The sequence below is a fragment of the Hominimerdicola alba genome (assembly GCF_900112155.1).
In the GTDB taxonomy this organism is placed as follows: Bacteria; Bacillota; Clostridia; order Oscillospirales; family Ruminococcaceae; genus Hominimerdicola; species Hominimerdicola alba_D.
Genome location: NZ_FOKQ01000009.1, coordinates 18715 through 41910, shown reverse-complemented (window position 1 = coordinate 41910; position 23196 = coordinate 18715). Strand labels below are relative to the sequence as shown.

At 47.1% G+C, this 23196-nt stretch carries 24 protein-coding genes; 15 read left to right on the top strand and 9 right to left on the bottom strand.

Annotated elements, in window-relative coordinates:
- Positions 1-4: 4 nt before the first annotated feature.
- The 3 genes from BM265_RS06765 to BM265_RS06755 form a co-directional block, all read right to left on the bottom strand.
- Positions 5-781: a hypothetical protein gene (locus BM265_RS06765; protein ID WP_207646961.1), complete on the bottom strand. Its 777-nt coding sequence runs from the start codon at positions 779-781 to the stop codon at positions 5-7.
- Positions 782-806: 25 nt separating this feature from the next.
- Positions 807-1361 (bottom strand): hypothetical protein, encoded by a 555-nt coding sequence (locus tag BM265_RS06760; RefSeq protein ID WP_074960790.1) that lies wholly within the window; start codon positions 1359-1361, stop codon positions 807-809.
- 266 nt (positions 1362-1627) lie between these two features.
- Positions 1628-2386 (bottom strand): ABC transporter ATP-binding protein, encoded by a 759-nt coding sequence (locus BM265_RS06755; RefSeq protein ID WP_074960789.1) that lies wholly within the window; start codon positions 2384-2386, stop codon positions 1628-1630.
- Between the two features lie 481 nt (positions 2387-2867).
- Here BM265_RS06755 and BM265_RS06750 point away from each other — a divergent pair, with 481 nt between their 5' ends.
- The gene (locus BM265_RS06750) at positions 2868-4907 is read left to right on the top strand and encodes a glycoside hydrolase family 11 protein (RefSeq protein WP_074960788.1); all 2040 of its coding nucleotides are present in this window, start codon (positions 2868-2870) and stop codon (positions 4905-4907) included.
- A gap of 120 nt (positions 4908-5027) precedes the next feature.
- On the opposite strand, the gene rplL is transcribed toward BM265_RS06750, so the two are convergent.
- From rplL to spo0A, 3 genes are all read right to left on the bottom strand, one after another.
- Complete coding sequence (rplL, locus tag BM265_RS06745; protein ID WP_074960787.1) at positions 5028-5399, bottom strand: 50S ribosomal protein L7/L12; 372 nt, start codon at positions 5397-5399, stop codon at positions 5028-5030.
- A gap of 76 nt (positions 5400-5475) precedes the next feature.
- Positions 5476-5988, bottom strand: a complete 513-nt coding sequence (gene rplJ, locus BM265_RS06740; RefSeq protein ID WP_074831009.1) for a 50S ribosomal protein L10 — start codon at positions 5986-5988, stop codon at positions 5476-5478.
- Between the two features lie 337 nt (positions 5989-6325).
- Positions 6326-7108 (bottom strand): sporulation transcription factor Spo0A, encoded by a 783-nt coding sequence (spo0A, locus tag BM265_RS06735; protein ID WP_074831012.1) that lies wholly within the window; start codon positions 7106-7108, stop codon positions 6326-6328.
- Positions 7109-7562: 454 nt separating this feature from the next.
- On the opposite strand from spo0A, the gene BM265_RS06730 reads away from it, so the two are divergent.
- The 12 genes from BM265_RS06730 (at position 7563) to cysK (ending at position 19332) form a co-directional block, all read left to right on the top strand.
- On the top strand, positions 7563-8054 hold the full coding sequence (locus BM265_RS06730) for a GtrA family protein (protein WP_074960786.1): 492 nt from the start codon (positions 7563-7565) through the stop codon (positions 8052-8054).
- A 200-nt stretch (positions 8055-8254) separates the two neighbouring features.
- Complete coding sequence (locus tag BM265_RS06725; protein ID WP_074960785.1) at positions 8255-9166, top strand: LptM family lipoprotein; 912 nt, start codon at positions 8255-8257, stop codon at positions 9164-9166.
- Between the two features lie 101 nt (positions 9167-9267).
- Positions 9268-10428 carry a hypothetical protein gene (locus tag BM265_RS06720; RefSeq protein WP_074960784.1) on the top strand — a complete coding sequence of 387 codons (1161 nt, stop codon included), beginning with the start codon at positions 9268-9270 and terminating at the stop codon, positions 10426-10428.
- 35 nt (positions 10429-10463) lie between these two features.
- On the top strand, positions 10464-11519 hold the full coding sequence (locus BM265_RS06715; RefSeq protein WP_074960783.1) for a hypothetical protein: 1056 nt from the start codon (positions 10464-10466) through the stop codon (positions 11517-11519).
- A gap of 19 nt (positions 11520-11538) precedes the next feature.
- On the top strand, positions 11539-12018 hold the full coding sequence (locus tag BM265_RS06710; RefSeq protein ID WP_074960782.1) for a deoxycytidylate deaminase: 480 nt from the start codon (positions 11539-11541) through the stop codon (positions 12016-12018).
- Between the two features lie 460 nt (positions 12019-12478).
- Positions 12479-13333 (top strand): shikimate dehydrogenase family protein, encoded by an 855-nt coding sequence (locus BM265_RS06705; protein WP_074960781.1) that lies wholly within the window; start codon positions 12479-12481, stop codon positions 13331-13333.
- 225 nt (positions 13334-13558) lie between these two features.
- Positions 13559-14728: an AGE family epimerase/isomerase gene (locus tag BM265_RS06700; RefSeq protein ID WP_074960780.1), complete on the top strand. Its 1170-nt coding sequence runs from the start codon at positions 13559-13561 to the stop codon at positions 14726-14728.
- A 25-nt stretch (positions 14729-14753) separates the two neighbouring features.
- Positions 14754-15680: a hypothetical protein gene (locus BM265_RS06695; protein ID WP_074960779.1), complete on the top strand. Its 927-nt coding sequence runs from the start codon at positions 14754-14756 to the stop codon at positions 15678-15680.
- A 32-nt stretch (positions 15681-15712) separates the two neighbouring features.
- On the top strand, positions 15713-16399 hold the full coding sequence (locus tag BM265_RS06690) for a PHP domain-containing protein (RefSeq protein WP_074960778.1): 687 nt from the start codon (positions 15713-15715) through the stop codon (positions 16397-16399).
- A 6-nt stretch (positions 16400-16405) separates the two neighbouring features.
- Positions 16406-16924 (top strand): GNAT family N-acetyltransferase, encoded by a 519-nt coding sequence (locus BM265_RS06685; RefSeq protein WP_074960777.1) that lies wholly within the window; start codon positions 16406-16408, stop codon positions 16922-16924.
- Positions 16921-18156: a glycoside hydrolase family 5 protein gene (locus BM265_RS06680; protein ID WP_074960776.1), complete on the top strand. Its 1236-nt coding sequence runs from the start codon at positions 16921-16923 to the stop codon at positions 18154-18156. The genes BM265_RS06685 and BM265_RS06680 overlap by 4 nt, the downstream gene beginning before the upstream one ends.
- A 246-nt stretch (positions 18157-18402) precedes the next feature.
- On the top strand, positions 18403-19332 hold the full coding sequence (gene cysK, locus BM265_RS06675; protein WP_074831048.1) for a cysteine synthase A: 930 nt from the start codon (positions 18403-18405) through the stop codon (positions 19330-19332).
- A 73-nt stretch (positions 19333-19405) separates the two neighbouring features.
- Here cysK and BM265_RS06670 read toward each other — a convergent pair whose 3' ends face one another.
- From BM265_RS06670 to BM265_RS06660, 3 genes are read right to left on the bottom strand one after another with little or no spacing between them, the layout of a single operon-like run.
- Entirely contained in the window at positions 19406-19876 is a 471-nt protein-coding gene (locus BM265_RS06670; protein ID WP_074960775.1) for a chemotaxis protein CheW, read from the bottom strand.
- 34 nt (positions 19877-19910) lie between these two features.
- Complete coding sequence (locus BM265_RS06665) at positions 19911-20900, bottom strand: chemotaxis protein CheB (protein ID WP_074960774.1); 990 nt, start codon at positions 20898-20900, stop codon at positions 19911-19913.
- Positions 20897-21736, bottom strand: coding sequence for a CheR family methyltransferase (locus tag BM265_RS06660; RefSeq protein ID WP_143098687.1), 840 nt, complete (start codon positions 21734-21736; stop codon positions 20897-20899). The genes BM265_RS06665 and BM265_RS06660 overlap by 4 nt, the downstream gene beginning before the upstream one ends.
- A 340-nt stretch (positions 21737-22076) precedes the next feature.
- On the opposite strand from BM265_RS06660, the gene BM265_RS06655 reads away from it, so the two are divergent.
- Together BM265_RS06655 and BM265_RS06650 are read left to right on the top strand one after the other, a co-directional pair.
- Positions 22077-22733, top strand: a complete 657-nt coding sequence (locus BM265_RS06655) for a hypothetical protein (protein ID WP_074960773.1) — start codon at positions 22077-22079, stop codon at positions 22731-22733.
- A 12-nt stretch (positions 22734-22745) separates the two neighbouring features.
- Positions 22746-23138, top strand: coding sequence for a hypothetical protein (locus tag BM265_RS06650; RefSeq protein WP_074960772.1), 393 nt, complete (start codon positions 22746-22748; stop codon positions 23136-23138).
- Positions 23139-23196 lie beyond the last annotated feature (58 nt).

Sequence of the window (23196 nt, the reverse complement as noted above, 5' to 3'; positions counted from 1 at the left end):
ATTATCAGTCTTCCTCGGTAACTTCCAGATATTCTCCGTTTTTTCTAATAATGCCCTGTCTTACGGAATATGCCCTTACAGCAAAGACTATGACCATGATGTATGCGGTCAGCTTGCTCATAACAGCCAGCAGTCCCGCCGCATCCTGTATCACCTGAATGCCCGCAAGACGGTTTAGTATATCGCTCACAAGCCCCACTACAATACAAAGCGCGGTCTTGTTCCCGATATCTTTAAGGCGCAGTATATCCGTGCGGTTGTCAGTCAGAAGAAGCTTTCTGCTTTTTACAATACTGCCGTCCTTATCATCTGCCGCCATTAGCAGATCGTTAGCATCAAAAAACGCCACCGCACCGAACACCATTCTCAGCGCCAGAGCGGTAACAACCAACCCCAGCACGCAAGCAGTGATATTCCCCGCAAATCCTCTGCCTTTGACGATGAATTCAAACAAAGCCGCCAAGCCCGCGCTTAATGCCGCCGCAGCCACTCCGAAAACAGCATTTCTTTCCAACAGCAAAGCAGCCGCTTCACGCTGTGCCTGAAACGGTGAGCTTTTATCTTCCATAGTGCTGCGCACATTTTTACAAAGCGCGATACCCCCAAGCCCGCTAATGCGGACAGGGGGTCGCTCTTCATCTTTTCTTTTTAATGCGTCGTACTGTCTGACGCACAGTTCTCCAAGCTCTCTCGTTCCCGCCATACACAGGGCGAAACCGATAGCTTTCAGCACATATCCCGCTGTCCAGTCAAGGGGCAGCTGAATTAGAAGTGCTGTCATTCCCAAAAAGATCAGGTACATTCACTCAGCTCTTTTTCTTGAAAGTGGATTTTATCAGCAGAGCCGCGCCTGCAAATATCATTCCGAACATCAGAACGTATACATAAAGGGTATTGCCGTATTTCGCATGGAAATTCAGCGAAGACAGCAGAGATATAACTATCACCAGCAGTCCCAGTGCCGCAACGGAATAACCGATAAAACGCTTCTTGCCGTCAAGGAAAAATATCAGACCTATGCCCACCAGCAGAGGTATCAGCATAACGCCGCCCGAGATGTGCATACCGAACAGGCTGTACATTCCACCGAAGCCGCCTATTCCCGATGTAACGGTAAAGGAGTTCAGCAGCCAGTAAAGACCGCCGCCCAGCAGCAGGAATCCCATAAAGAACTGCAAAGTCTCATTGCCCGCAGAACCGTTCCTGTTAGTGTCCTCAAAGTAATCCATAGAAGGTTTTTTCTTACCGTTCATTATTGCCTCAACTTCCTTAGCTTCTTTTCTATTTCTCTTGGCAAAAGCTCTTGCGCTTTTTTCCGCTCTTTTCATTTCCTTGTCAAAAAACGAAGTCTTTCCGAACATAAATCACACCTCCGTTTTAATGATCCATTATATCTGGGATATTCTCTCTTCCCATGCTTTAATTATAAGCTATTTTCCCCGAAATGTCAATACTTCCGCGATTGCACTTATGTTAATATCGGTTGCGTTTTTGAGAGAATGATGCTGACATCAAAAACACGCGGACAGCTTTTTACTGCCCGCGTAACGTTTACTTTTGTTCTATAGTTTTTTTGTCTGTTATCTCTTGACTATCTTGTAGGTATCTCCGCCGCAATAGCTCCCTTTTACCAGCCCATTTCAATAAGCCACGAATTCAGTGCCTTTTCACGCTCATGCACAGAAGCTTTCTTGTCGGGGGAAAACTCGCCCTTGATGTTTCCGTCAACTATGTACAGCACACGGCTGCATTTAGCGGCTACCTTTGCATCGTGGGTCACCAGCATTACTGTCGTGCCCTCGCTGTTGAGCTTTGTCAGCTCCTCCATAACCTCTTCGGAAGATGTGCGGTTCAGAGCACCTGTTGGCTCATCGGCGAATATCATCTTCGGTGAGTTTATCATGCTTCGACAAATGCAGGCTCTTTGCAGCTGACCGCCCGATACCTCGTTGATATCGTTGTCCGCGGTATCGATTATGCCCAGCTTGCGCATGAGGTCCTGACCGCGCTTGATGGTCTCTTTCCTGCTTTCGTGAGTCCTCTTTGATTTCACGGCGGGGAGTATGATGTTATCCAGCACCGAGAGGTTCTTCATCATATACATCTGCTGAAAGATGAATCCCATGTCGTCCAGACGCATCTCGGCAAGCTCACCCTCGCTGAGCCCCGCCATGTCCTTTCCACAGAACTTCACCGAACCTGCGGTCATCTTATCCATGCCCGATACGGTGTACAGCAGTGTGGATTTTCCCGAACCGGACGGACCCATCACTGCTACCATCTCGCCCTCGTTTACCGTAAGGTCAAGCCCGTTCAGTACGGTGGTCTTTCTCTTGTTTACTTCGTAGCTTTTGCAGAGGTCTTTGACTTCAAGTATCTTATTCATATTCGTTTCTCCTTTCCGTGTCTACGGTCTGTTGTCCTTTTCTGTAACAGAGTATAGCATGAAAATTCTTAAATAGTCCTTAAATAAATTCAGCCATAACCACCGTCAAACTATGCTATTTCGGGAAATACTCCGTAGAAACGCGGATATGTTATGTCGTTCAGGGAAATTAGTCGTTAATTGTATGGTCAATATAACGATAATGTTAATCGTAATTAACCGTATCATAAACATAAGATACAAAAAATATTTGTGATTTAACAGCAAATGACAATTTTTGACTTGTATAAAAATGGGAGAAGTGTTAAAATGAAACTGACAAAATTCGCACATTCAGACTGCCGAAAAGCGGCTTGATACCGATGCTTACTGTTCTACACTCTATCTATATACCTTAATATATTTCATATCAGGCATCATATATCACTGCTTGCACGTGACGGCAGCTGCAAACAGTGCGGGAAAGAGAGGTAATACCCGAATGAGAAACAATTTCAAGTTAAGGTTCATGGCGGGACTTGCGGCTGTGATGTGCCTTGCGGGTGTGCTGGGCGGATGCGGTTCGTCGGGCGGGGACAGTTCCTCGAAGAAAGCTTCTGACAGCTCAAAGTCCGACAGCGGGCAGTCACAGGACGGTAAGGTATTCACCGAGAATACCACAGGAAATTATGACGGCTACAGCTATGAACTCTGGAAAGACAACGGCGATACCGAAATGACCATCACCGAGGGCGGCACGTTCTCCTGCAAGTGGTCGAACATCAACAACGCCCTGTTCCGCAGAGGACAGAAATTCGACTGCACCAAGACCTACAAGGATCTGGGAAACATCACTATCAAATACGGTGTTGATTATCAGCCCGACGGAAACTCCTATATGTGCGTTTACGGCTGGACAAGAGACCCTCTGGTGGAGTATTATATCGTCGAAACATGGGGTTCCTGGAGACCGCCCGGAGCACCCGAGGCACTGGGCACTGTCACCGTTGACGGTGCGACATACGATGTCTACAAGACCACCAGATACGAACAGCCCTCCATTGACGGCACAAAGACCTTCGATCAGTACTGGAGCGTAAGGCAGGTAAAACCCGAAGCTGACGGCACAAAGATCGAGGGTACCATATCCGTATCCAAACACTTTGATGCCTGGGAACAGCTGGGTCTGGAGCTTGGCAATATGTACGAAGTTGCACTGAATATCGAAGGCTATCAGTCTCAGGGTCAGGCGACTATCTATCAGAACGAGCTGACCATAGACAGCAACTACTCCGCTGACCCCGCACCCGAAGTTACCAAAAACGAGGACGGAAACGGCGGTGCACCCGAAGCACCCGCAGGCGGTGCAGGCTTCTTCACCAGTGATTTTGAATCCGATGAGGGCGGCTGGATGCAGAGAGGTTCTTCCACCGTTGCACAGACCACCGATGAAGCCTCCGAAGGAAGCGGTTCACTGTTTGTAAGCGGCAGAACAGATAACTGGAACGGCGCGGCTATCATGCTTGACAGTGAGGTATACAAGAAGGGCGGCACATACACCTTCAAGACTGATGCTATGCAGAAAAGCGGCGAGGATGCTACTCTGAAATTCACCATGCAGTACACAGGCAGTGACGGCGACCACTACGACCAGATAGCCCAGCAGACCGCCCCCAGCGGAGAATGGGTGACTTTGCAGGGCGATTATACCATCCCCGATGATGCAACAAACCTTGTTCTTTACGTTGAATCTCCCGACAGCCTGACAGATTTCTATATCGACAATGCTTCGGGAATAGGTGACGGCAGTGAGCCCGCCGCATCAACATCAGATAAAAAGGACGATGCCGAATACACATTCAGCGACCCCGTTGCCATCACCAATACAGCGGATATATCATGGATAGACAAGGACAAGCCCATGGTGGCTATATCCTTTGATGACGGCGCCAGCGCCACCAAGAAGACCGACCCCGCCTACCGTATAATCGATACTATGTCGGATAACGGCTTCCACGCTACATTCTTCTATGTGGGCAACTGGATAAAGACCGAGGAACAGGTGAAGTACGCCCACGAAAAGGGCATGGAGATAGCAAACCACACCACGACCCACCCCTACCTCTCCAAGCTGAAACCTCAGGAGATACGCGACGAATACGAAAAGTGCCGTGAAAAGCTGAAAGGCATAATAGGCGAAGAACCCTCAGCTGTACTGAGACTTCCTTACCTCGACGGCGGCGGAGATACCACCAAAACTCTCAACGATGTGGCGCTCATCTCCTGCGCAGTGGATACCAAGGACTGGAACAACGCAACTGCCGATAGTATAGTTTCTACAATAAGGAAAGCCAAGGAGAACGGTTCTCTTGACGGCGCCATAGTTCTCTGCCACGAGAATTACGAAGCCACCGCAGAAGCTATGGAAACAGTAGTCCCCTGGCTGAAAGAAGAGGGCTGGCAGGTAGTCACCGTATCCGAGCTTTTTGCCGCCAACGGCAAGGAACTCATGGGCGGAAAGGTCTACACCAAGCTTTCGTGATAAAAATTCAGGCACTTCTGTCAGGATATGACAGAAGTGCCTTTATCTCGTATACCCGCAAATATATAAAAACAAACCCCCGTGAATGAACACGGGGGTAATGTAAGCAAAAAGATGAAATTACTTCAGCTCTACAGTTGCGCCAGCAGCTTCCAGCTTAGCCTTGATGTCCTCAGCCTCAGCCTTAGGAGCAGCCTCCTTAACAGCCTTAGGAGCTTCCTCAACCAGAGCCTTAGCCTCCTTCAGGCCCAGACCTGTGATCTCCTTAACAGCCTTGATAACTGCCATCTTGTTGTCGCCGAAAGCAGCGAGGATAACGTCGAACTCAGTCTTCTCAGCCTCAGCTGCTGCGCCGCCTGCTGCGGGGCCTGCTGCTGCTACAACTGCAGTTACACCGAACTCCTCCTGGATAGCGTCAACGAGCTCTTTCAGCTCAAGAACAGACATAGTCTTGATTTCTTCTACAAAATTCATAATCTTCTCAGAAGCCATGATTAAAATCTCCTTTATAAAATATTTTAGATATGCGGAACTTTAAGCTGTCCGCGTTAGCTTTAAGCTGCACAGATTATGCAGCGTCGCCGCCTTCCTTGTCGGCAAGAGCCTGAAGGGTTGCAGCCAGCTTCTGCATCGGACCCTGGAGGGAGCCGACCAGCATAGCGAGCAGAGTATCTCTGGAAGGTATCTTGGACAGAGCGGTAACGCCAGCCTCGTCGTATACCTCAGTACCGATATAACCTGCTTTCAGCTTGAACTTCTCGTTCTTGGTGTCCTCGACGAACTTACCGAGGATTCTTGCGGGAGCAGTCTGATCGTCGTTGGAAATTGCGATAGCAGTAGTACCCTCGAGTACGTTTGTGATATCGTCCAGACCTGCGTTCTTGAATGCAAATCTCAGCATTGTGTTCTTCTCAACGAAGTACTTGACGCCAGCCTCTCTCATTTCCTTTCTGAGCTTTGTATCCTCCTCAACGGTGATACCCTCGTAGCTTACCAGAACGCCTGCTGCGGAGTTCTTGATCAGCTCGGTCAGCTCATTGACCTTTTCCTGCTTAGCAAGTAAAGTCTTCTCACTTGGCATGTTTTAAATTCACCTCTTTGCAGTTTTCTCGCAAAGCGTAATCTAAAAGAAAAAATCCCCTTTATCCAAAGACAAAGAGAATACATAGTCATTATTGACGATGCTTTCTTTTCCTCGGTCGGTCTTACCTTTGTGCCGACTGTCTTTAGAATACGAATGCTTATATATTATAGCAGACCCCCGACATTTCGTCAAGAGGGTCTGAGAACTATTTATGTAAACTTTTTGTAAACTATGCGTGTTTTACGATTTTCGCAGTTTAACGGCAGTATTATTAATGATGAAGTTGCAGCCCACATCATAGTCCGTAACGTGACCGCCCGTCCGGCGTCAGGACTCATGCCGATACCGCCGCCCTGAATTTCAGCGATATCTTATCCGTTATCAGCGCGATGAACTCGCTGTTGGTGGGCTTGCCCTTGCCGGTGTTTATGGTGTAACCAAAAAAGCTGTTCAAGGTGTCGATATCACCCCTGTCCCATGCTATCTCTATTGCATGGCGTATCGCCCTCTCCACCCGCGATGCAGTGGTCGCAAATTTCTTCGCAACCGACGGATACAACAGCTTCGTCACGCTTTCCAGCATTTCTTTGTCATTCACCGAGCATATTATAGCCTCCCGCAGATAGTGATAACCCTTGATATGTGCAGGCACTCCTATCTGGTGGATTATATCCGTGACGATTATCTCCAGATTTGCAGGGCTCTGCCTTGCGGCACTTATCCTGTGCTCCGAGGATATATCGGTATCGATATCCAGCATAGCCTTGATACGCTCCCCCAGCACTTTCACATCAAAGGGCTTCAGCATAAAGTAGGATGCTCCCGCATTCATCACCTGATTTTCGATGAAGCTGTTCTCGTAAGCGCTGGTAACTATGTAAAGGGGCTTTTTATCAAGCTTTTCAGATCTTCGTATAAGCTCGATGGCATCTATCCCCGGCATCACCGCATCAACGATGACAACATCGGGCAGTTCATTCTTCACCGCATCGAATATCACCATGCCGTCTTTCTGGCGGGTTATCACAAAGAATCCCGAATTTCTCAGGTTTGCGGCACAAAACACACCGTACTGCGCAGAATCGTCACCTATAAGTATCTTGATCTTGTTGTTCATAAAATAATACCTCCGTAGCTGAAAAAGTATGCTTTGACGTTCCCGGGCAGTCAATTTTCGTTTGCATAAATATCTTAACACAAGTAAACTTAAAATGCAATAGCTTTTTATTAAAATCGTCAAGAATTTTCCGATAGAATTAGACAGTATGCACTAAAATTCACATCAAAATATTGCTATTCTGAATATTTTCGAGCCTTTCGGCACAGAAAAACACACCTCGCATCACTTCGTCAGATAACGCGCCGCAACGGCAGAAAAAAGCCACCGACCGCATCAAAACGACCCCATCTCCCGAATTTCGTTCAGTCAGGCACATTGCAAACACAGCACAATGGTTTATGTCACAGAATCCTGCATCGTGTGAAGACCTGCCCCACAGCGCAAGGGCTTTACTTTTATATCGGAATATGATATAATTAATCGGTCATAAAAATCTGAAAGGTATGATAAAATGGAGAACACACAAAAGAAAGATATCTTCGACCGCATAATGGGCTGGGGCTTCCTCAAGACCTTTGAACCATTTTATAAAAAGAACAAGGAAGTTCTTCTTTACCTGTTCTTCGGCGTGATGACAACGGTCGTCAGCTTCATCACTGCGGGCATAGCCAAATTCCTGCTTGAAAAAATGGGTGCAGGTGAAAGCGCCGTCGTCAATGTCAGCACGGTTTTTTCATGGATATGCTCCGTAACCTTTGCGTATATCACCAACAGGATATGGGTGTTCGCCTCCACTGCCCACAGCAGAGCGGATGTCATAAAAGAGGGCACATCGTTCTACGGCGGCAGACTGTTCACAATGTTTGTCGAGATGCTGATAATGAATATCGGTGTAAAGCTTATCGGTGCAAACTATTGGGTGACAAAGATAATCGCAAATATTATAATCATCATACTCAACTACATCATCAGCAAACTGTTCGTTTTCAAAAAGAATAAATAGCTTTACACACAGCCCGTGAACAAATTTCGCAGGCTGTGTTATTTTTTTATCTCCATTCTGCGTTATGTGAGAAAACAGTGTCAAAAAGTCGAGTTTATGGTAAAAAGCCTTGATTTTAACACGGTGATATGCTATAATATGGTAGCGTAATTATAGTTAAAATTGAAAAACATAATAATAAGATAAAAGGAGAACAATATATGACCAAAAAGATAATAGCATCTCTGCTTGCACTGACAATGTGCGCTAGTCTCGCGGGCTGCGGAAATAAAAGCGATAAAAAGGACAGCAGTACCTCTAAAGCGAGCGCGAACACCTCAGCAGCCGATACCGATGCTGCCGATGAGGAGAATACTGCCGACAGCAAAGCAGACGAGGGCAGTACGACTGTCCCCGTAGAACTGAACAAGGATAATATTATAATCAGCGGCATTTCAGGCGATTGCGAAGAGACCCCCACCAGCGATGAGCTTCTCGCTTTCGCTGAGCTGACTGTCAAACAATACAATGCCATACAGTCGAATGACAAAGAAAATATCAAGCAGACCCTTGCTTTTGACAAGATCATTGACCCGTTCTGCGAACTTGCTCAGAACTCCGATATAGATGTAACCGGTCTGTATCTCGGTGATGTTGATGACGATGATATGTCATTAAAAGAAAAAGAGATGATAACCTGGGGTATGATGCTTTCCATGTGTTCCGATCTTGATGAAGCAGATACCGATAAGGCAGATGAATACGATGCCTTGGGAGACGATCTTAACAAGAGACTGAACTTTGTCAATGACAACCTGGATATCGATGAATTCTCCGGTCTTTTCTGGAACAGCGGAGAAAACTTTGATCCCATGGGCGAACTGAACGGTGATACCATAATAGTTTTCGAGCTTAACGGATTTGAGCGCGACGGCGATGATATGTTCACTAACTTTGATATGGTAATACTCAACGGAAATGATATGTTCAGGCTCTTTAATGTAAATGCATGGTATATGGATAATACTTCGGGCATAATGATAAACCACGCAGAACGCAGTGATAACAGATACGCCGACATGACAATTGACGAGATAAAACAGATGGTCGAGGAAAAAGGTGCTCAAAATTAAGCAAAACAGCTGTGGGTGAGTATTGCGCAGACCCTGAAACACGCGGCGAAGCTTTCAAGAAAAAGCTTGAAAGCTGACCATTCATAAGGAGTATATAATTTATGGCAAAGAAAATACTGGCAGCAATGCTTGCGCTGACGATGTGCGCAAGTCTCGCAGGCTGCAAAAATGATAACGAGAAAAACGCCAAAGAGGAAGCGAACACCTCAGCAGTCGATACATATACTACCAATGATGAGACTGCCGGCAGAAAACCCAATAAGAACGATACGCCTTTCTCCGGCGAGCTGAACAAGGATAATATTTTCATCAATGACGTTTATGTCAATAGTACAGACACACCTACTAATGACGAGCTTCTCACTTTCGCTATGCTGGCTGTTGAACAGTACAGCGCTGCTCAGGCGAATGACAGCGAGAAATATACGCAAATGTTCTCTTTCGACAAGGTGGTCGAACCCTTCACTGAAATGATCGCCAAAAGGCATATCAATCCCGAAAAGGATAAGATGTCTGTTAAAGATATGGCAATGTACCGTTGGGGCTATATGCTTTATTTCTGGTCTGATGCTGATCCCTCATATAATGATGAAGGGGAAGAAGAATATAAAAAGAAATCGTATCAAGCCCTTGACACTTTCAATATCGATAACACCCCCATCTGGCAAGACAGGGAAACCTTATTCTCCATGGGCGAACTGAACGATGATACCGTAGCATATATCGATCTTCAGCAATTCGTGCTCGAAGGAGAAGATATGTACATCAACTTCGATATGACAGTACTAAACGGAAATGATATGTTCAAGTTAGGAAGTATCGAAGCGTGGTATATAGACGGTTCATCAGGCGTAATGATATTTTCCGCAGAACACGGCGACAACGAATACGCAGGTATGACCGTTGACGAAATAAAACAGAAGATCATGGAAAATAAGGCTCTGAATGAAGTAAGAGAAGCCGCTTACTTTGTGTACATTATCATGGCTGAGTACTGCGCAGACCTGAATGAAGCGGGCGAAAATATCAAGAAAAAGCTTGAAAGTGATTTCCCAATGTGTTCATCAAGCGAAGGTCTTGACATTGCAGGCGATGAACCTAAGGCTAAGGGCGATAAATATGTGTATGACCAAATGCACGAATACGGCTACCCCGACGGCATAGTATTGATCTCAGGCTATGACAAGGGCTTGGATTTTATCGAAAAGGCAGGATATACTTCGGCAGACGGAGTTTCGGGAGATTATCCCGTAGAAGAATAGCTGATAGCTAACCACTGATAAGGAGGAAATGTTTTATGGCAAAGAAAATAATGGCGGCAATGCTGGCACTGGTGATGTGCGCAGGTCTGGCTGCCTGCGGCGACAAAAAGGAAGATAAGGACAGCTCTTCAAAGGCTTCCGATTCTGCTAAGGCTGATGATCAGACCACTTCTGACAAGCAGACAACTTCCGATGAGACCACCACCGATGAGGGCAAGACTGATAACAGCACAACTGACGATGATAAGTCAAAGGACGGCGATGATGATTCATCTGCGGCTGAGGTACTGGTGAATGACGATACTACTTTCCAGACATCTGACGTTACCTTAAAGCTGATAAACAATAATATCATCTATATAGATGAGAACAACCTGGAGACCAGACCCACCGATGAAGAGGTACAGGCTACCCTCGATGCAATCTTAAAGCAGTATAAAGCCGCTGAGGATAAGGATACACAGGCTTTCCTCGACACCTTCAATTTCGGTATCCTCAATGAGCCTGTAGCTGAGCTGTGCGATCTTCTGTTTGAGTATGACAACGATCATTCCAACGAAGAATTCCAGCAGAAGCTCACAGACACAAACCAGAATACAAAGTATGCAGTTGTCGATGATATCATCGGTATGCTTGAACAGCTGGGCGATGCCGATGTGAACGATCAGCTCAACGATGCTATGGAAGCTAAGGACAGCGCAAAGCTCAGAGAGCTCATCACCAAGCTGACCGACAGCGTTAAACCCGATGCGGAAGCTGTAAAAACAAACCTCAATGATGCAACTATCTTCAACAGCGAGGAAGATATACAGAAGATGGACATCGGTGATGATGTTACCTACGGTTTCTTCCTGGAATACTGCGGCAAATATGAAGATCAGCTGTATATGCGCCTGACATTCTCGGTACTTTCAGGCGAAAAGGAGTATGACCTGGGCGGCGTTGAGACCTGGAGCGTAGGCGACGATATCGGCGTATACATCACAAGCGAAGCTTACGAACTTGATATGGAAGACGATATGAAGGGCATGGATACAAAGCAGATATTCGAAGCCCTGAAAGTTCAGATGACAGCACCAATAACAGAGTGATAATAAACGGGTGAAGAATATGAAAAGACAGGATTATCTCAGCTGGGACGAGTACTTCATGGGCATAGCGCATCTTTCTGCCAGAAGAAGCAAAGACCCCAGCACACAGGTGGGTGCCTGTATAGTATCAGAAGAAAATAAGATACTGTCGGTGGGCTATAACGGTATGCCGACAGGTTGCAGCGATGATGATATGCCATGGGACAGGGAGGGCGACTTCCTTGACACGAAGTACCCCTTTGTGTGCCATGCAGAGCTGAACGCCATACTCAACCGTTCGACGGGGAGCCTTAAAAATGCGAAGATATATGTATCTTTGTTCCCTTGTAACGAATGTGCAAAAGCGATAATCCAGAGCGGTATAACAGAAGTAGTATACGGCGATGACAAGTATGCCGACACTGACGGAGTGAGGGCATCGAAGAAGATGTTCAACATGGCAGGAGTAAAACTGCGTAAGTATGAGAACACGAATAGGGTCATCAAAATAGAGCTGTAAAGAACTATAAGGCGCGGCAGCAAACTTGCGCATATAACAATCTATGCCGCGAATCAAAGCGCGCGGTTTATGCGACTGCGTCGGCATATGCCTCGCGCTAGCAGGCTTGCGGGAGTTTGAGGGCAGAGCCCTCAACTCAAGGCACAAAAGCGACGCGACAAGAGTGCTGTAAATAGAACAACAAACTTCCAACCAAAAGGCGCGGCAATATCGAAATCATGAGCGTGAGCAAAACTAATGCACACGCACAAACTATACGCGTAAAATATTGCCGCGCCCGAAATCAACGGCGTCAGCTCGTTGATTTCTCGACCCGAGGAACGAGGGGCGACCTTGCCAACGCATGAACGAACAAACAAAATGTTCCACGTGGAACATTTGTTCAAAATTAGCGGACGTATGCGACCGCAACCGACCGCATCCCACCGCAAAAACAATAATCCCAAAAGGAGCAAGACCAATGGAAAGAAAATACGCTATACTCGGCGAAAGCCTGAAACATACAATGTCACCGCCGATACATAAAAGGCTGTTTGAACTCAAAAACAGAGAGTTCACCTATGAGATAATCGAACTGCCGACCGAGGAGCTGGCTCCCCATGCGGAGTACCTGAAAAGTCTGGCAGGATTCAATATCACCATACCCCATAAGATTGGCATAATCTCCCACTGCGATAAGCTGGCGGATTCTGCTAAGAGATATAATTCGGTGAACTGCGTTGATAACAAAAACGGCACTCACACAGGCTATAATACCGACTGCGACGGTTTCCTTGCAACTATAAACGCTATGGGTGCTGACCTGGGCGGCAAGGTGCTGCTGATAGGCTGCGGCGGTGTCGGCAGAATGATGGCTATCGAAGCCGCTCTTGCAGGGGCTGACCTCGTCATAGCTGTACTCGAAAGCGATATTCCTCTGGCTGAACAGGCTAAAAAGGAAATAACTGCCATGAAGTCAGATGCTAAGGTATCTATCGTGAAAAACACCGATATAGATACCTCTGTAAGCTATGACCTGCTGATGAATGCCTGCCCTGTGGGTATGTATCCGAAGATAAACGGCTGTCCCGTCAGCGATGATGTGATAGACGCAAGCAAGGCTGTTTTCGATGTTATCTACAACCCCCGCGAAACCGTGCTCATCAAAAAGGCAAGGGCACAGGGCAAAAAAGCCGCCGGAGGTATGGCTATGCTGGTATGGCAGGCAGTTAAAGCCCATGAGATATGGGACAATGATATCTATTCCGACGAAGAGGTGCAGAGCATCATAACCGAGATGGAACTTCAGGTGGAAAAGGATTTCCCGACAGCATAATAATTTTCTGTCCCGATGTTCCTATGGGTACATCGGGACTATTTTTTACCCGCTAAAATTTTTCTAAAAATGATAACGTTTACAATAGTAAACAATTTGTTATCCCCTTGAAATCGGCATTTTTATGTTGTATAATTAGGGCAAAAGATATTTAATATATTGCTATATGTGTATCTTTAACAAAATATGGTTATGGTTTTTAGGGAAAATGAAGGAGCGGATATCATGCTGATAAACGAGGTAAAAAAAGAACTGGAAGAGCATATCATACCATTCTGGAACAAACTGCGCGATGACGAGAACGGCGGTTTCTACGGATACCTCAGCTATGGGCTGGAACTGGATAAAAAGGCGGATAAGGGTGTTATACTGCAATCAAGGATACTTTGGTTCTATTCTAACGCATATATGACCCTCGGCGGTGATGAACTTCTCTGCAATGCCAAGCACGCTTATGAGTTCATCAAGAACAACTGCATCGATTACGAATTCGGCGGTATCTACTGGATGATGGACTATTCGGGCAAGCCCGCTGATACCATGAAGCATACCTATAATATCGCCTTTGCTATATACGCACTTTCAAGCTATTACAGGGCAAGCGGCGATAAGGAAGCCCTGGCGCTGGCTTACAGGCTTTTCGAGGATATCGAGAAAAATACCCTTGATGAGTACGGCTACCGCGAAGCTTTTGACAGGGAATGGAACCTCGTGGATAACGAAGCACTCAGCGAAAACGGACTTAAAGCCGACAAGACCATGAATGCAATACTCCACCTTATTGAAGCCTATACCGAGCTTTACAAGGCTGACGGCAATGAGAAGGTGGCGCAAAGGCTGAGATTTCAGCTGGAGCAGATGAGGGATATAGTTTATACCCCCGAGACCAATGCGCTGAAAGTTTTCTTTGATACCAAGTTTAATCTGGTGGGAGATATCCATTCCTACGGACATGATATCGAAGCCACTTGGCTTATGGACAGAGCCTGCGATGTTCTCGGGGACGAAGAGCTCAGAAAAGAGTTCGCCGAGATGGGGCTTAAAATATCGCATAATATACAGGATATCGCTCTTGAGGACGGCGCACTCAACAACGAGCGCGACAAGAACGAAATAAACAAGACCCGCGTGTGGTGGGTTCAGGCTGAGGCTGTTGTGGGCTTTATAAATGCCTATCAGCACAGCGGTGTTAAAAAGTTCCTTGACTCCGCAAAGAGCATCTGGGAGAATATCAAGAAATACATCATCGACCCCAGAAAGGGCGGCGAATGGTATGCCGAGGTCACCTTTGACCATGTGCCCCGTGACTGTAAGGAAACAGTGGGACCATGGAAGTGCCCCTACCACAACGGCAGAATGTGCATGGAGGTGATAGCCCGCGGCTTGGATTTCTGACATATTATCTCTGAAAGGAGGGCATATGTACAAAGCTGTAAAGCTTATACACCGCATACTTATCTTTGCTTGCATAGCCATTACAGCAGGCAGTCTGGTGTACTACCTGACAAAATGGGGCAGTCTGCCCGATGAACCGGGGATACATTTCGGTTCCGATCGGAATTTTGATGTGTATGCATCTAAGGTATACGGCTTTTATCCCCACCTGATAAGCGGTATAACCATAGGGATAGCGGCTTTTTCGGGGTGGCTCATCGGCAGAAAAAGCACAGGGCTGAATATCACCGAAAAGGGCGAGAAACTGTTCAAGGCTGAGATAATGCTCACGATAGATGTCATAGCTTTGCTGATAACGCTGACCTTCCTTGAATGGACAATGGCGGTTTCTCATCAGAGGGCGCTGGGCAATATCACTCTCGTGCTTATAGGCGCGGCGTTCATAGTGGGCGGTATCGGGATGATCGCTGAGATCATCACCGTTATGGCAAACAAGGACAAGAAAGCTCTCAAAAAGAATTCGGACGCTTTTCACCGTTCGTGCAGAACAGCTTCATGGCTGCTGACGGCGCTGTATCTTCCTCTGCTGGCTTTCTGCTGGGAAAGGCTGCCAAGTGATGACGTTATAGACCAGTATCACGGGCTTGCGTATTTTGCCAACTTTGACGCATATCTGGCAAAATGGCTGTTGCTTGTGCCGTCGGCGGTTGTGATAATTATACTGGCGGTGCTGGAAGTCATAGGTAGCAAGGCGAAAAAGCTCGGTAATGAAGCCTTGGTGAGATTCACCGACAGGCTGAAGCTGATAAACGGTGTGTTCTTTTTCTGGTGGGATCTCGCGCTTATTTGTGAAGCTCCGCTGGGTATCATATCGGCGGGGATATACGCGGCGCTGTGCGTGGTGTGCGCAGTGCTTTATCTCAGGAAAAGGAACAGGTCTGACAAGGGGTAAATATTGCATACAGAAAGGCAAGTAAAGTTAAAATGTACAAGTACGAAACACATCTACACACGGCTGAAACTTCTGCCTGCGCATCGGCAACAGGTGCAGAACAGGCAAGGCGCTACAAGGCAGAGGGCTATGACGGCATATTCGTCACCGACCACTTTTTCAATTCAAACACCACAGTTCCCAGAGATATATCATGGGATGAGAAAGTTATGCTTTACTGCAAGGGCTATGAAAATGCCAGGGCAGAGGGCGACAAGATAGGGCTGAAAGTATTTTTCGGGATAGAGTATACCTATCAGGGGGCTGATATACTGGTGTATGGTCTTAACAAGCAGTGGCTGTTTGCTCACCCCAACTGCGACAGGGATTTTTATCAGTTTTACTACGATGCAAAAGCCGAGGGCGCACTGCTGATACACGCTCATCCTTTCCGCGAGGCGGACTATCTGCGGGAGATAAAGCTTCTGCCAAAGTGGGTGGACGGTGTGGAAGTCTACAACAGCGGCAACGGCAAAGAAGTGTACAACGAGCGTGCCGAGTGGTATGCAAAGCAGTTCGGTTTCCGCACTACGGCGGGTTCGGATAATCATCATCTGTCGGTAAGGAGCGAGCGTCTTGCAGGAGTGGTCAGCGAGGTTGAGTTTGATAGACCCGAGGACTATGCGGCGGCATTTTTCGCAGACAAGATACGACCGCTGTATCCCGCCGAAAGGCTGTGAGCCGAAATGAGGATAAGACCTTACGAACCGGATAGAGATTTTACGAAAATATCCCACTGGGTAAATGACGAGAGGACCCATGCTTTGTGGTGCGCGGGGCGTTTTCCCTATCCTTTGGAGAGTGACAGCTTTCATGCTGTGCTTTCCGATATGAGAAGAAATTCGGGGGACAAGCCTTTTACCGCCGTGGACGAAAACGGCAGGGCAGTGGGATTTTTCTGCTGTTGGATTGACCGTGAAAACAGTAATGCCATGCTGAAATTCGTGGTTGTAGACAGTTCGGCAAGGGGCAGGGGATACGGCAGAGAGATGATAACTCTCGCTGCGAGGTATGCCTTTGATGCTGAAAAGGTCGATACCGTAACGCTGAACGTTTTCAGCGTGAATGAACCTGCACGGAAGTGTTACAGCAGTGCGGGATTCAAGGAGATATCCGTGACGGACAACGCATTCAGCTTCGGCGGAGAAAGCTGGGGCAGATGCTTTATGAGAATGGAAAACAAGTTGAAGGAGGATATTCTATGAAACTTAAAAAGATAGCAGCCCTGCTGACTGCGGCAGTTATGAGCGTGGGTGTGATGGCTTCATGCAATGGCAGCGACAAGGAAGAAGACAAGTCAAAAGCAGACAGCAAGACACAGTCCGCGACAGAAACAAGCGAAGCTGAGGGCGGCGATGGCGGCTCTGAGATACCCGTTTCGGAGACCCATACCAACGACCCCATGACAGTGACCCCTGCCAAGGACTTGGTGGCCAAGATGACCAACGGCTGGAATCTGGGCAATACCATGGACGCAACAAGCGAGGGTCTTGAAGCTGAGACAAGCTGGCTTCCCACAAAGACAGTAACCAACCAGTTCATGATAGATATGCTTCCCGAAGCAGGCTTCAACGTACTGCGTGTACCTGTGACCTGGGGCACTCATCTTATTGACGACAAATATACCATCGACCCTGCGTGGATGGACAGAGTTCAGGAAATAGTCAACTACGGAATAGATGACGGTATGTACGTTATACTCAACACACATCACGAGGAGTGGTATATGCCCAAGGCAAGCGAAAAAGACGGCGATATCGAGGAAATAAAGGCGATATGGGCGCAGATAGCAGAACGTTTCAAGGGCTATGACGAGCACCTTATCTTCGAGGGCCTGAATGAACCCAGACTCCGCGGCGAGGGCGCTGAGTGGACAGGCACTTCGGAAGCGAGAGAGATAATCAACGAGTACGAAAAGGCATTCGTTGAAACAGTAAGAGCATCAGGCGGAAACAACGCTGACAGATGCCTGATGATAACAGGCTATGCGGCTTCTTCGGGATACAATAACCTTTCGGCTATAGAACTTCCCGAGGACAGCGACAAGCTGATAATCTCGGTACACGCATACCTGCCTTACTCTTTCGCACTTGATACCAAGGGTACTGACAAGTACGACCCCGAGGATAATGCTATCCCCACATTTTTCGATACCCTCAACGAACTTTTCATCAGCAACGGCATACCTGTTATCGTAGGCGAATTCGGTTCGATGAACAAGGATAACATCGATGACCGTGTAAAATGCCTTGACGATTATCTCGGTAATGCGGCTAAGTACGATATCCCATGTGTATGGTGGGATAACTATGCACGCATCGGCAACGGCGAGAACTTCGGACTTCTCAACAGGCAGGAGTACGACTGGTACTTCCCCAAGCTGATGGACGTATTCAAGACCTACGCCGAAAGCGACCCTTCATCGGCGGCAGCATAACAGCGTAAACAAGCGGGAGGTCACAGCCTTTTACCCAAAGGGGTGCTGTGACCACCGCTTTTTCGGCTTTAAATCCTTGTACAATATGCCCAATCAAAGAGGGAATACGACCACTTGATTGTACGATTCAGAGAAACACTATTTAACCTATTGACATACTAGGATTAATATGATATACTTTGAACACAGAAACGGGAAAGACCCGAGTTTCGGATTAACTATATATAAGTGAAAGGAAGATATATAATGGCAAATATCTACAAAAACATTGGTGAACTTGTTGGCAAAACTCCTCTGCTGGAGGCAGACAGATTTTCAAAGGCAGTTGGCGCAGAGGGAAAGATCCTCGCTAAGCTGGAATACTTCAACCCCGCAGGAAGCGTTAAGGACAGAGTTGCACTGAACCTCATCGAGGACGCAGAGAAGAACGGCACCCTGAAAGAGGGTTCTACCATCATCGAGCCTACATCGGGCAACACAGGTATCGGTCTGGCAGCAGTAGGCGTATCAAAGGGCTACAAGGTTATACTGACAATGCCTGAGACCATGAGCGTTGAGAGAAGAAACCTGCTGAAGGCTTACGGTGCTGAGATCGTACTCACCGAGGGTTCAAAGGGCATGACAGGTGCTATCAAGAAGGCTGAGGAACTCAACAAGGAGATCGATAACTCCGTTATACTGGGTCAGTTCGTAAATCCTGCTAACCCCGCTGTACATCTGGCTACCACAGGTCCTGAGATCTGGGATGACACCGACGGAAAGGTGGATATCTTCATCGCAGGCGTTGGCACAGGCGGAACTGTTACAGGCGTTGGTCAGTATCTGAAATCACAGAACCCCAATGTTAAGGTAGTTGCAGTTGAACCTGCTTCTTCCCCCGTACTTTCTCAGGGCAAGTCAGGCGCACACAAGATACAGGGTATCGGTGCCGGCTTCGTTCCCGATGTACTTGATACAAAGGTATATGATGAAGTATTCGCAGTTGAGAACAACGACGCTTTCGCAGCAGGCAACCGCTTCGCTAAGACCGAGGGTATCCTGGTAGGTATCTCTTCGGGTGCAGCACTTTTCGCAGCTGCTGAGCTTTCAAAGCGTCCCGAGAACAAGGGCAAGACCATTGTTGCACTTCTTCCCGATACAGGTGAGAGATATCTTTCTACCGCACTGTTTGACTAATATATAATACGTACCCCCATAGATCAAAGAGGACAGATGTACAAAATATGCATCTGTCCTCTGTTTGTTTTTACTAAATTTCTGCCGTATCCGATACATCGGGGAACTTGTCTTCGTCATCGGGACGTATGACAAGGTCTGGGGTTATCACGAAACAGGGATTTCCATCAAGCAGGAATGTACCGCTGATAAATCTGGGATTGACCACATCGTTCACATCCGGGGGCGGCTGGATATCCTCCTGCCCTTTCTCCACAAATCCTGTGATATTATCGCACAGCAGACCAAGGCTTTTCTTGCTGTCGCAGATGATTATACATTCGCGGTCTGTTTTCATATGTTTCGGGTAGCCGAACCTTTTTCTTAGGTCGATGACCGTGATGGTAACGCCCTCGTTGACGATAGTGCCCTCAACATAATCAGGCAGGTCGGGAACTTTGCTTGCAGACTGCGCAGGCACTATCAGCCGCACATCAGCGAACCCCATAGCAAAGGTCTTGTCATCAACGGTAAAAATCAGATATTTATTAAAACTCTCCTCCAAAGCTGCCACCTCCAAAAGTGCGCTATTGCTTGTATTATGCGTCGTTTAATGTAAGTCTGCCTATTATGTGAGCCGCTATCTCATCAAGGGGCAGGCTGATATTTGCCGCACCGTTCTCTGCCGCGACTTTCGGCATACCGTACACCACCGCCGTCTTTTCGGATTCAGCGATATTGTAAGCCCCCAGCTTGCGCATATCAAGCATACCCTTAGCGCCGTCACTGCCCATGCCTGTAAGTATGACGCCTATGGCATTCTTTTTAGCAGCATAAGCCGCCGAATCAAACAGAACGTCCACCGAGGGACAGTGACCATTGACCTTTACGCCCTCTTCACTGGTGACAAAATAACCCTTTTTATCACGGAATATCCTGAGGTGCTTTCCGCCCGCCGCGATTATCACCATGCCGCGTTTAAGGTATGTTCCAGATACAGCCTCGCTGACTTTCAGCGGAAGTGCCGAGTTGAGCTGGGCTGCATAAAGCTTGGTATATCCCACAGGCATATGCAGAACACACACCACAGGCGGGCAGTCCGCAGGCAGACCTTTCAGCACCACTGGCAGAGCATTCGTGCTGCCTGTTGAGCCGCCTATGACTATTATATTATCGCTGTCGCTTATCTTCTGGGGATAAAACCGCGGCTTGATAATGCTTATACTGCTTATTATGCTCGTGCTGACACGCTGGAGAAGCTTTTCATCAGCCGCTTCACCGCTTTGGTGAAGTATTATATCTATTGCCCCCGCTGAGATCAGTGATGACTGAGGGCTTTTGTTTGCGGTAACAACGATTATGGGTATCGAATATCTCGGACAGAGTTCCTTTATGTAAGCGGCGGCATCAAACTGCTCGCCTGCATCTATATCCAGCACGATGACAGTGGGTCTACGGTGGGTTATCATCATCTTTGCTTTACTGAGCGGGAAAGCAGCTATCACAGTACCCCCCGGCAGAAGTTCTTTCAATCCGCCTGCAAGCAGCTCAGAAATATTATGGTTATCAGATATCAAATAAACTATCATATGCTGCTCACCTCCGTTTTCTTACGGTAGACAGCAGGCTTCTCCCTGACGTAGGGCATATCAAAGGGCGCAGATTCAGCGTGCCCTATATAAAGATATCCGCCCTCTTCCGTGGCGTTGTAGAAACGTCTGCACAGATCGGATTTCGTTTCATCATCAAAATATATCATAACGTTTCGGCATACGATAAGATCAAAGCTTTTTTTGAAATTTATCTCTTCCATAAGATTATGATATTTGAATACAACGTTTTTGCGTATACGTTCCTTGACCTGATAAAGACTGTGGGATTTCTTGTCAAAGAACTTTTCGCGCCATTCCTCGGGAAGATTTTCAAGGGACTTTTCGGTGTATACACCCTTTGCAGCCTGCCTAAGTGCGTTGAATGAAATGTCTGTCGCCAGTATCTTCAAGTCCCATTTCGAGCGGTTGAAGCCGAAATACTCATCAAGGCACATAGCCAGATTATAGGGCTCATTGCCGTAGGAACAGCCCGCTGACCATATCCTGAGATCGTGGTCATGCACGGCTTTTTCAGCCTGTGGCAGGAAGACCTCGCGGAAGTGATCGAAATGTTCGGATTCACGCATGAAATAGGTGTGATTGGTAGTCAGCTTGTTTATAAGGTTAGCTACTTCTCTGCCCGATGCGTCATCGAACACTGCATCAAGGTACTCGCTGAAACTGCTGAAACCGCAGTCGGCAATATAGTTCGCAAGCCGCGACTGCACAAGGAACTGCTTGCCTTCAAGGTCGATGCCGTAGCCTTTTTTGACAAAATGTACAAGTTTATTGAAATCAAGTTCATTGATGCCTGTATCGACATTTGATATCACAGCCGCGACCCCCTTTCAGCATGAAAACAATTATGCTTTGTACAGTTGATTATACCATATTTTTATGCATTTTTCAAGTGGTTTTGTATTTTTCGTACAATAATTATTATAACGTCATATTGATTTTGCCATTCTGAGGGCTCGAAAGTACCTGCATTCTATGAAAAATTAGATAATTTTTGAAAGTTTTTATATATAACGCACAATGCAAATTCCGAAAGCTCCGCTGTGATTGTGCAGTTCAATAAAGTGTATGCAAGATTATATAATGTCATTGACAAGTTATTAAAACAGTGCTATAATGATATCAGTTTCAAGAGTACATGAAAGGAGTGAGCCGATGAATAAAAGCGTGTACAGTCTGGTGCTGGCGGACGAAGTGGTGGAAGCCATCGACCGCATGGCGTATTCCATGAATACCAGCCGATCAAACCTGATAAACCAGATACTCGCCGAGAGGGTGAGCCTTATGACCCCCGAGATGCGTATGCGGCAGATATTCAGCGAGATAGAACAGCTGATGGACCCGCGTTTCCTGTTCATCGATCAGCCCTCCGACAGCATGATAGCCATAAAAAGCCCCGTGAGGTACAAGTACAAGCCCACCCTGAGGTACAGTCTTGAACTTAGCCGAGATATGCAGGGCAAGGTGGGGCGGCTGAAAGTATCGTTCCGTACCAAAAGCGAACAGCTCACCGCCGCCGCAAACGGCTTCTTCGAGCTTTGGCTGAAACTTGAAAACAAGTATCTGCGGAAAGTTTTTCCCGATGGCGTACCCGCACAGACGGAAAACGGCAGGTATACCAGAGACCTCTACTCCCCCATAGCCGAGCATCTTTCCGATAAGGAGATAGCAGGGGCGGTGGCAGGATATATCCGTCTTATGGACAGCTGTATACAGACCTATTTTGACGGTCTGACCGAGGGGCGTGACCGTTCCGACGAGATAGGCGCGGCTTATGCGGCTTATGTGCGGACGGTCACGGCGGTGATATAGGGCGGTGACCGCATGAGCAGAACAAAAAACATCATAAGGAACACTCTTGCTGTTGTAGGGGCTGTAACACTTATACTGCTTATATGTGGGATAGTGTATATATTTGCAAATACCACAAAGGCAGAGCGGAAATTCGGGGTGACTATACCCAAAGAATCGACACATGAGGTGATGGGCTTCGTATATGATGTGCGAAGCGACTTTATAATAAATATTCCCGAGGATTATATCAACGAACTCAGCAAAAGCAGACCCACCTACGAGGAAGTTGTAAAAAAGCTCGGCGAGCCCAGCGGACAATATGGTTTTGGGATATGCAGGGCGTACTGGCGCATAGGTGAAAGAAAATATGCGGAATATGTTTTCATGGGCGATGCGCCGTTTCTTGAGATTCACGAATACTGACAAGACCGCAGGAGAAAGATAACGTTTGTGGTGATACGATAAATCGGGATTTATCGGA

Bases quoted from the DNA above. Each gene is read 5' to 3' on its own strand.
- BM265_RS06765 (WP_207646961.1), bottom strand. From the start codon at position 781: ATGACAGCACTTCTAATTCAGCTGCCCCTTGACTGGACAGCGGGATAT.
- BM265_RS06760 (WP_074960790.1), bottom strand. From the start codon at position 1,361: ATGTTCGGAAAGACTTCGTTTTTTGACAAGGAAATGAAAAGAGCGGAA.
- BM265_RS06755 (WP_074960789.1), bottom strand. From the start codon at position 2,386: ATGAATAAGATACTTGAAGTCAAAGACCTCTGCAAAAGCTACGAAGTA.
- BM265_RS06750 (WP_074960788.1), top strand. From the start codon at position 2,868: ATGAGAAACAATTTCAAGTTAAGGTTCATGGCGGGACTTGCGGCTGTG.
- rplL (WP_074960787.1), bottom strand. From the start codon at position 5,399: ATGGCTTCTGAGAAGATTATGAATTTTGTAGAAGAAATCAAGACTATG.
- rplJ (WP_074831009.1), bottom strand. From the start codon at position 5,988: ATGCCAAGTGAGAAGACTTTACTTGCTAAGCAGGAAAAGGTCAATGAG.
- spo0A (WP_074831012.1), bottom strand. From the start codon at position 7,108: ATGAACAACAAGATCAAGATACTTATAGGTGACGATTCTGCGCAGTAC.
- BM265_RS06730 (WP_074960786.1), top strand. From the start codon at position 7,563: ATGGAGAACACACAAAAGAAAGATATCTTCGACCGCATAATGGGCTGG.
- BM265_RS06725 (WP_074960785.1), top strand. From the start codon at position 8,255: ATGACCAAAAAGATAATAGCATCTCTGCTTGCACTGACAATGTGCGCT.
- BM265_RS06720 (WP_074960784.1), top strand. From the start codon at position 9,268: ATGGCAAAGAAAATACTGGCAGCAATGCTTGCGCTGACGATGTGCGCA.
- BM265_RS06715 (WP_074960783.1), top strand. From the start codon at position 10,464: ATGGCAAAGAAAATAATGGCGGCAATGCTGGCACTGGTGATGTGCGCA.
- BM265_RS06710 (WP_074960782.1), top strand. From the start codon at position 11,539: ATGAAAAGACAGGATTATCTCAGCTGGGACGAGTACTTCATGGGCATA.
- BM265_RS06705 (WP_074960781.1), top strand. From the start codon at position 12,479: ATGGAAAGAAAATACGCTATACTCGGCGAAAGCCTGAAACATACAATG.
- BM265_RS06700 (WP_074960780.1), top strand. From the start codon at position 13,559: ATGCTGATAAACGAGGTAAAAAAAGAACTGGAAGAGCATATCATACCA.
- BM265_RS06695 (WP_074960779.1), top strand. From the start codon at position 14,754: ATGTACAAAGCTGTAAAGCTTATACACCGCATACTTATCTTTGCTTGC.
- BM265_RS06690 (WP_074960778.1), top strand. From the start codon at position 15,713: ATGTACAAGTACGAAACACATCTACACACGGCTGAAACTTCTGCCTGC.
- BM265_RS06685 (WP_074960777.1), top strand. From the start codon at position 16,406: ATGAGGATAAGACCTTACGAACCGGATAGAGATTTTACGAAAATATCC.
- BM265_RS06680 (WP_074960776.1), top strand. From the start codon at position 16,921: ATGAAACTTAAAAAGATAGCAGCCCTGCTGACTGCGGCAGTTATGAGC.
- cysK (WP_074831048.1), top strand. From the start codon at position 18,403: ATGGCAAATATCTACAAAAACATTGGTGAACTTGTTGGCAAAACTCCT.
- BM265_RS06665 (WP_074960774.1), bottom strand. From the start codon at position 20,900: ATGATAGTTTATTTGATATCTGATAACCATAATATTTCTGAGCTGCTT.
- BM265_RS06655 (WP_074960773.1), top strand. From the start codon at position 22,077: ATGAATAAAAGCGTGTACAGTCTGGTGCTGGCGGACGAAGTGGTGGAA.
- BM265_RS06650 (WP_074960772.1), top strand. From the start codon at position 22,746: ATGAGCAGAACAAAAAACATCATAAGGAACACTCTTGCTGTTGTAGGG.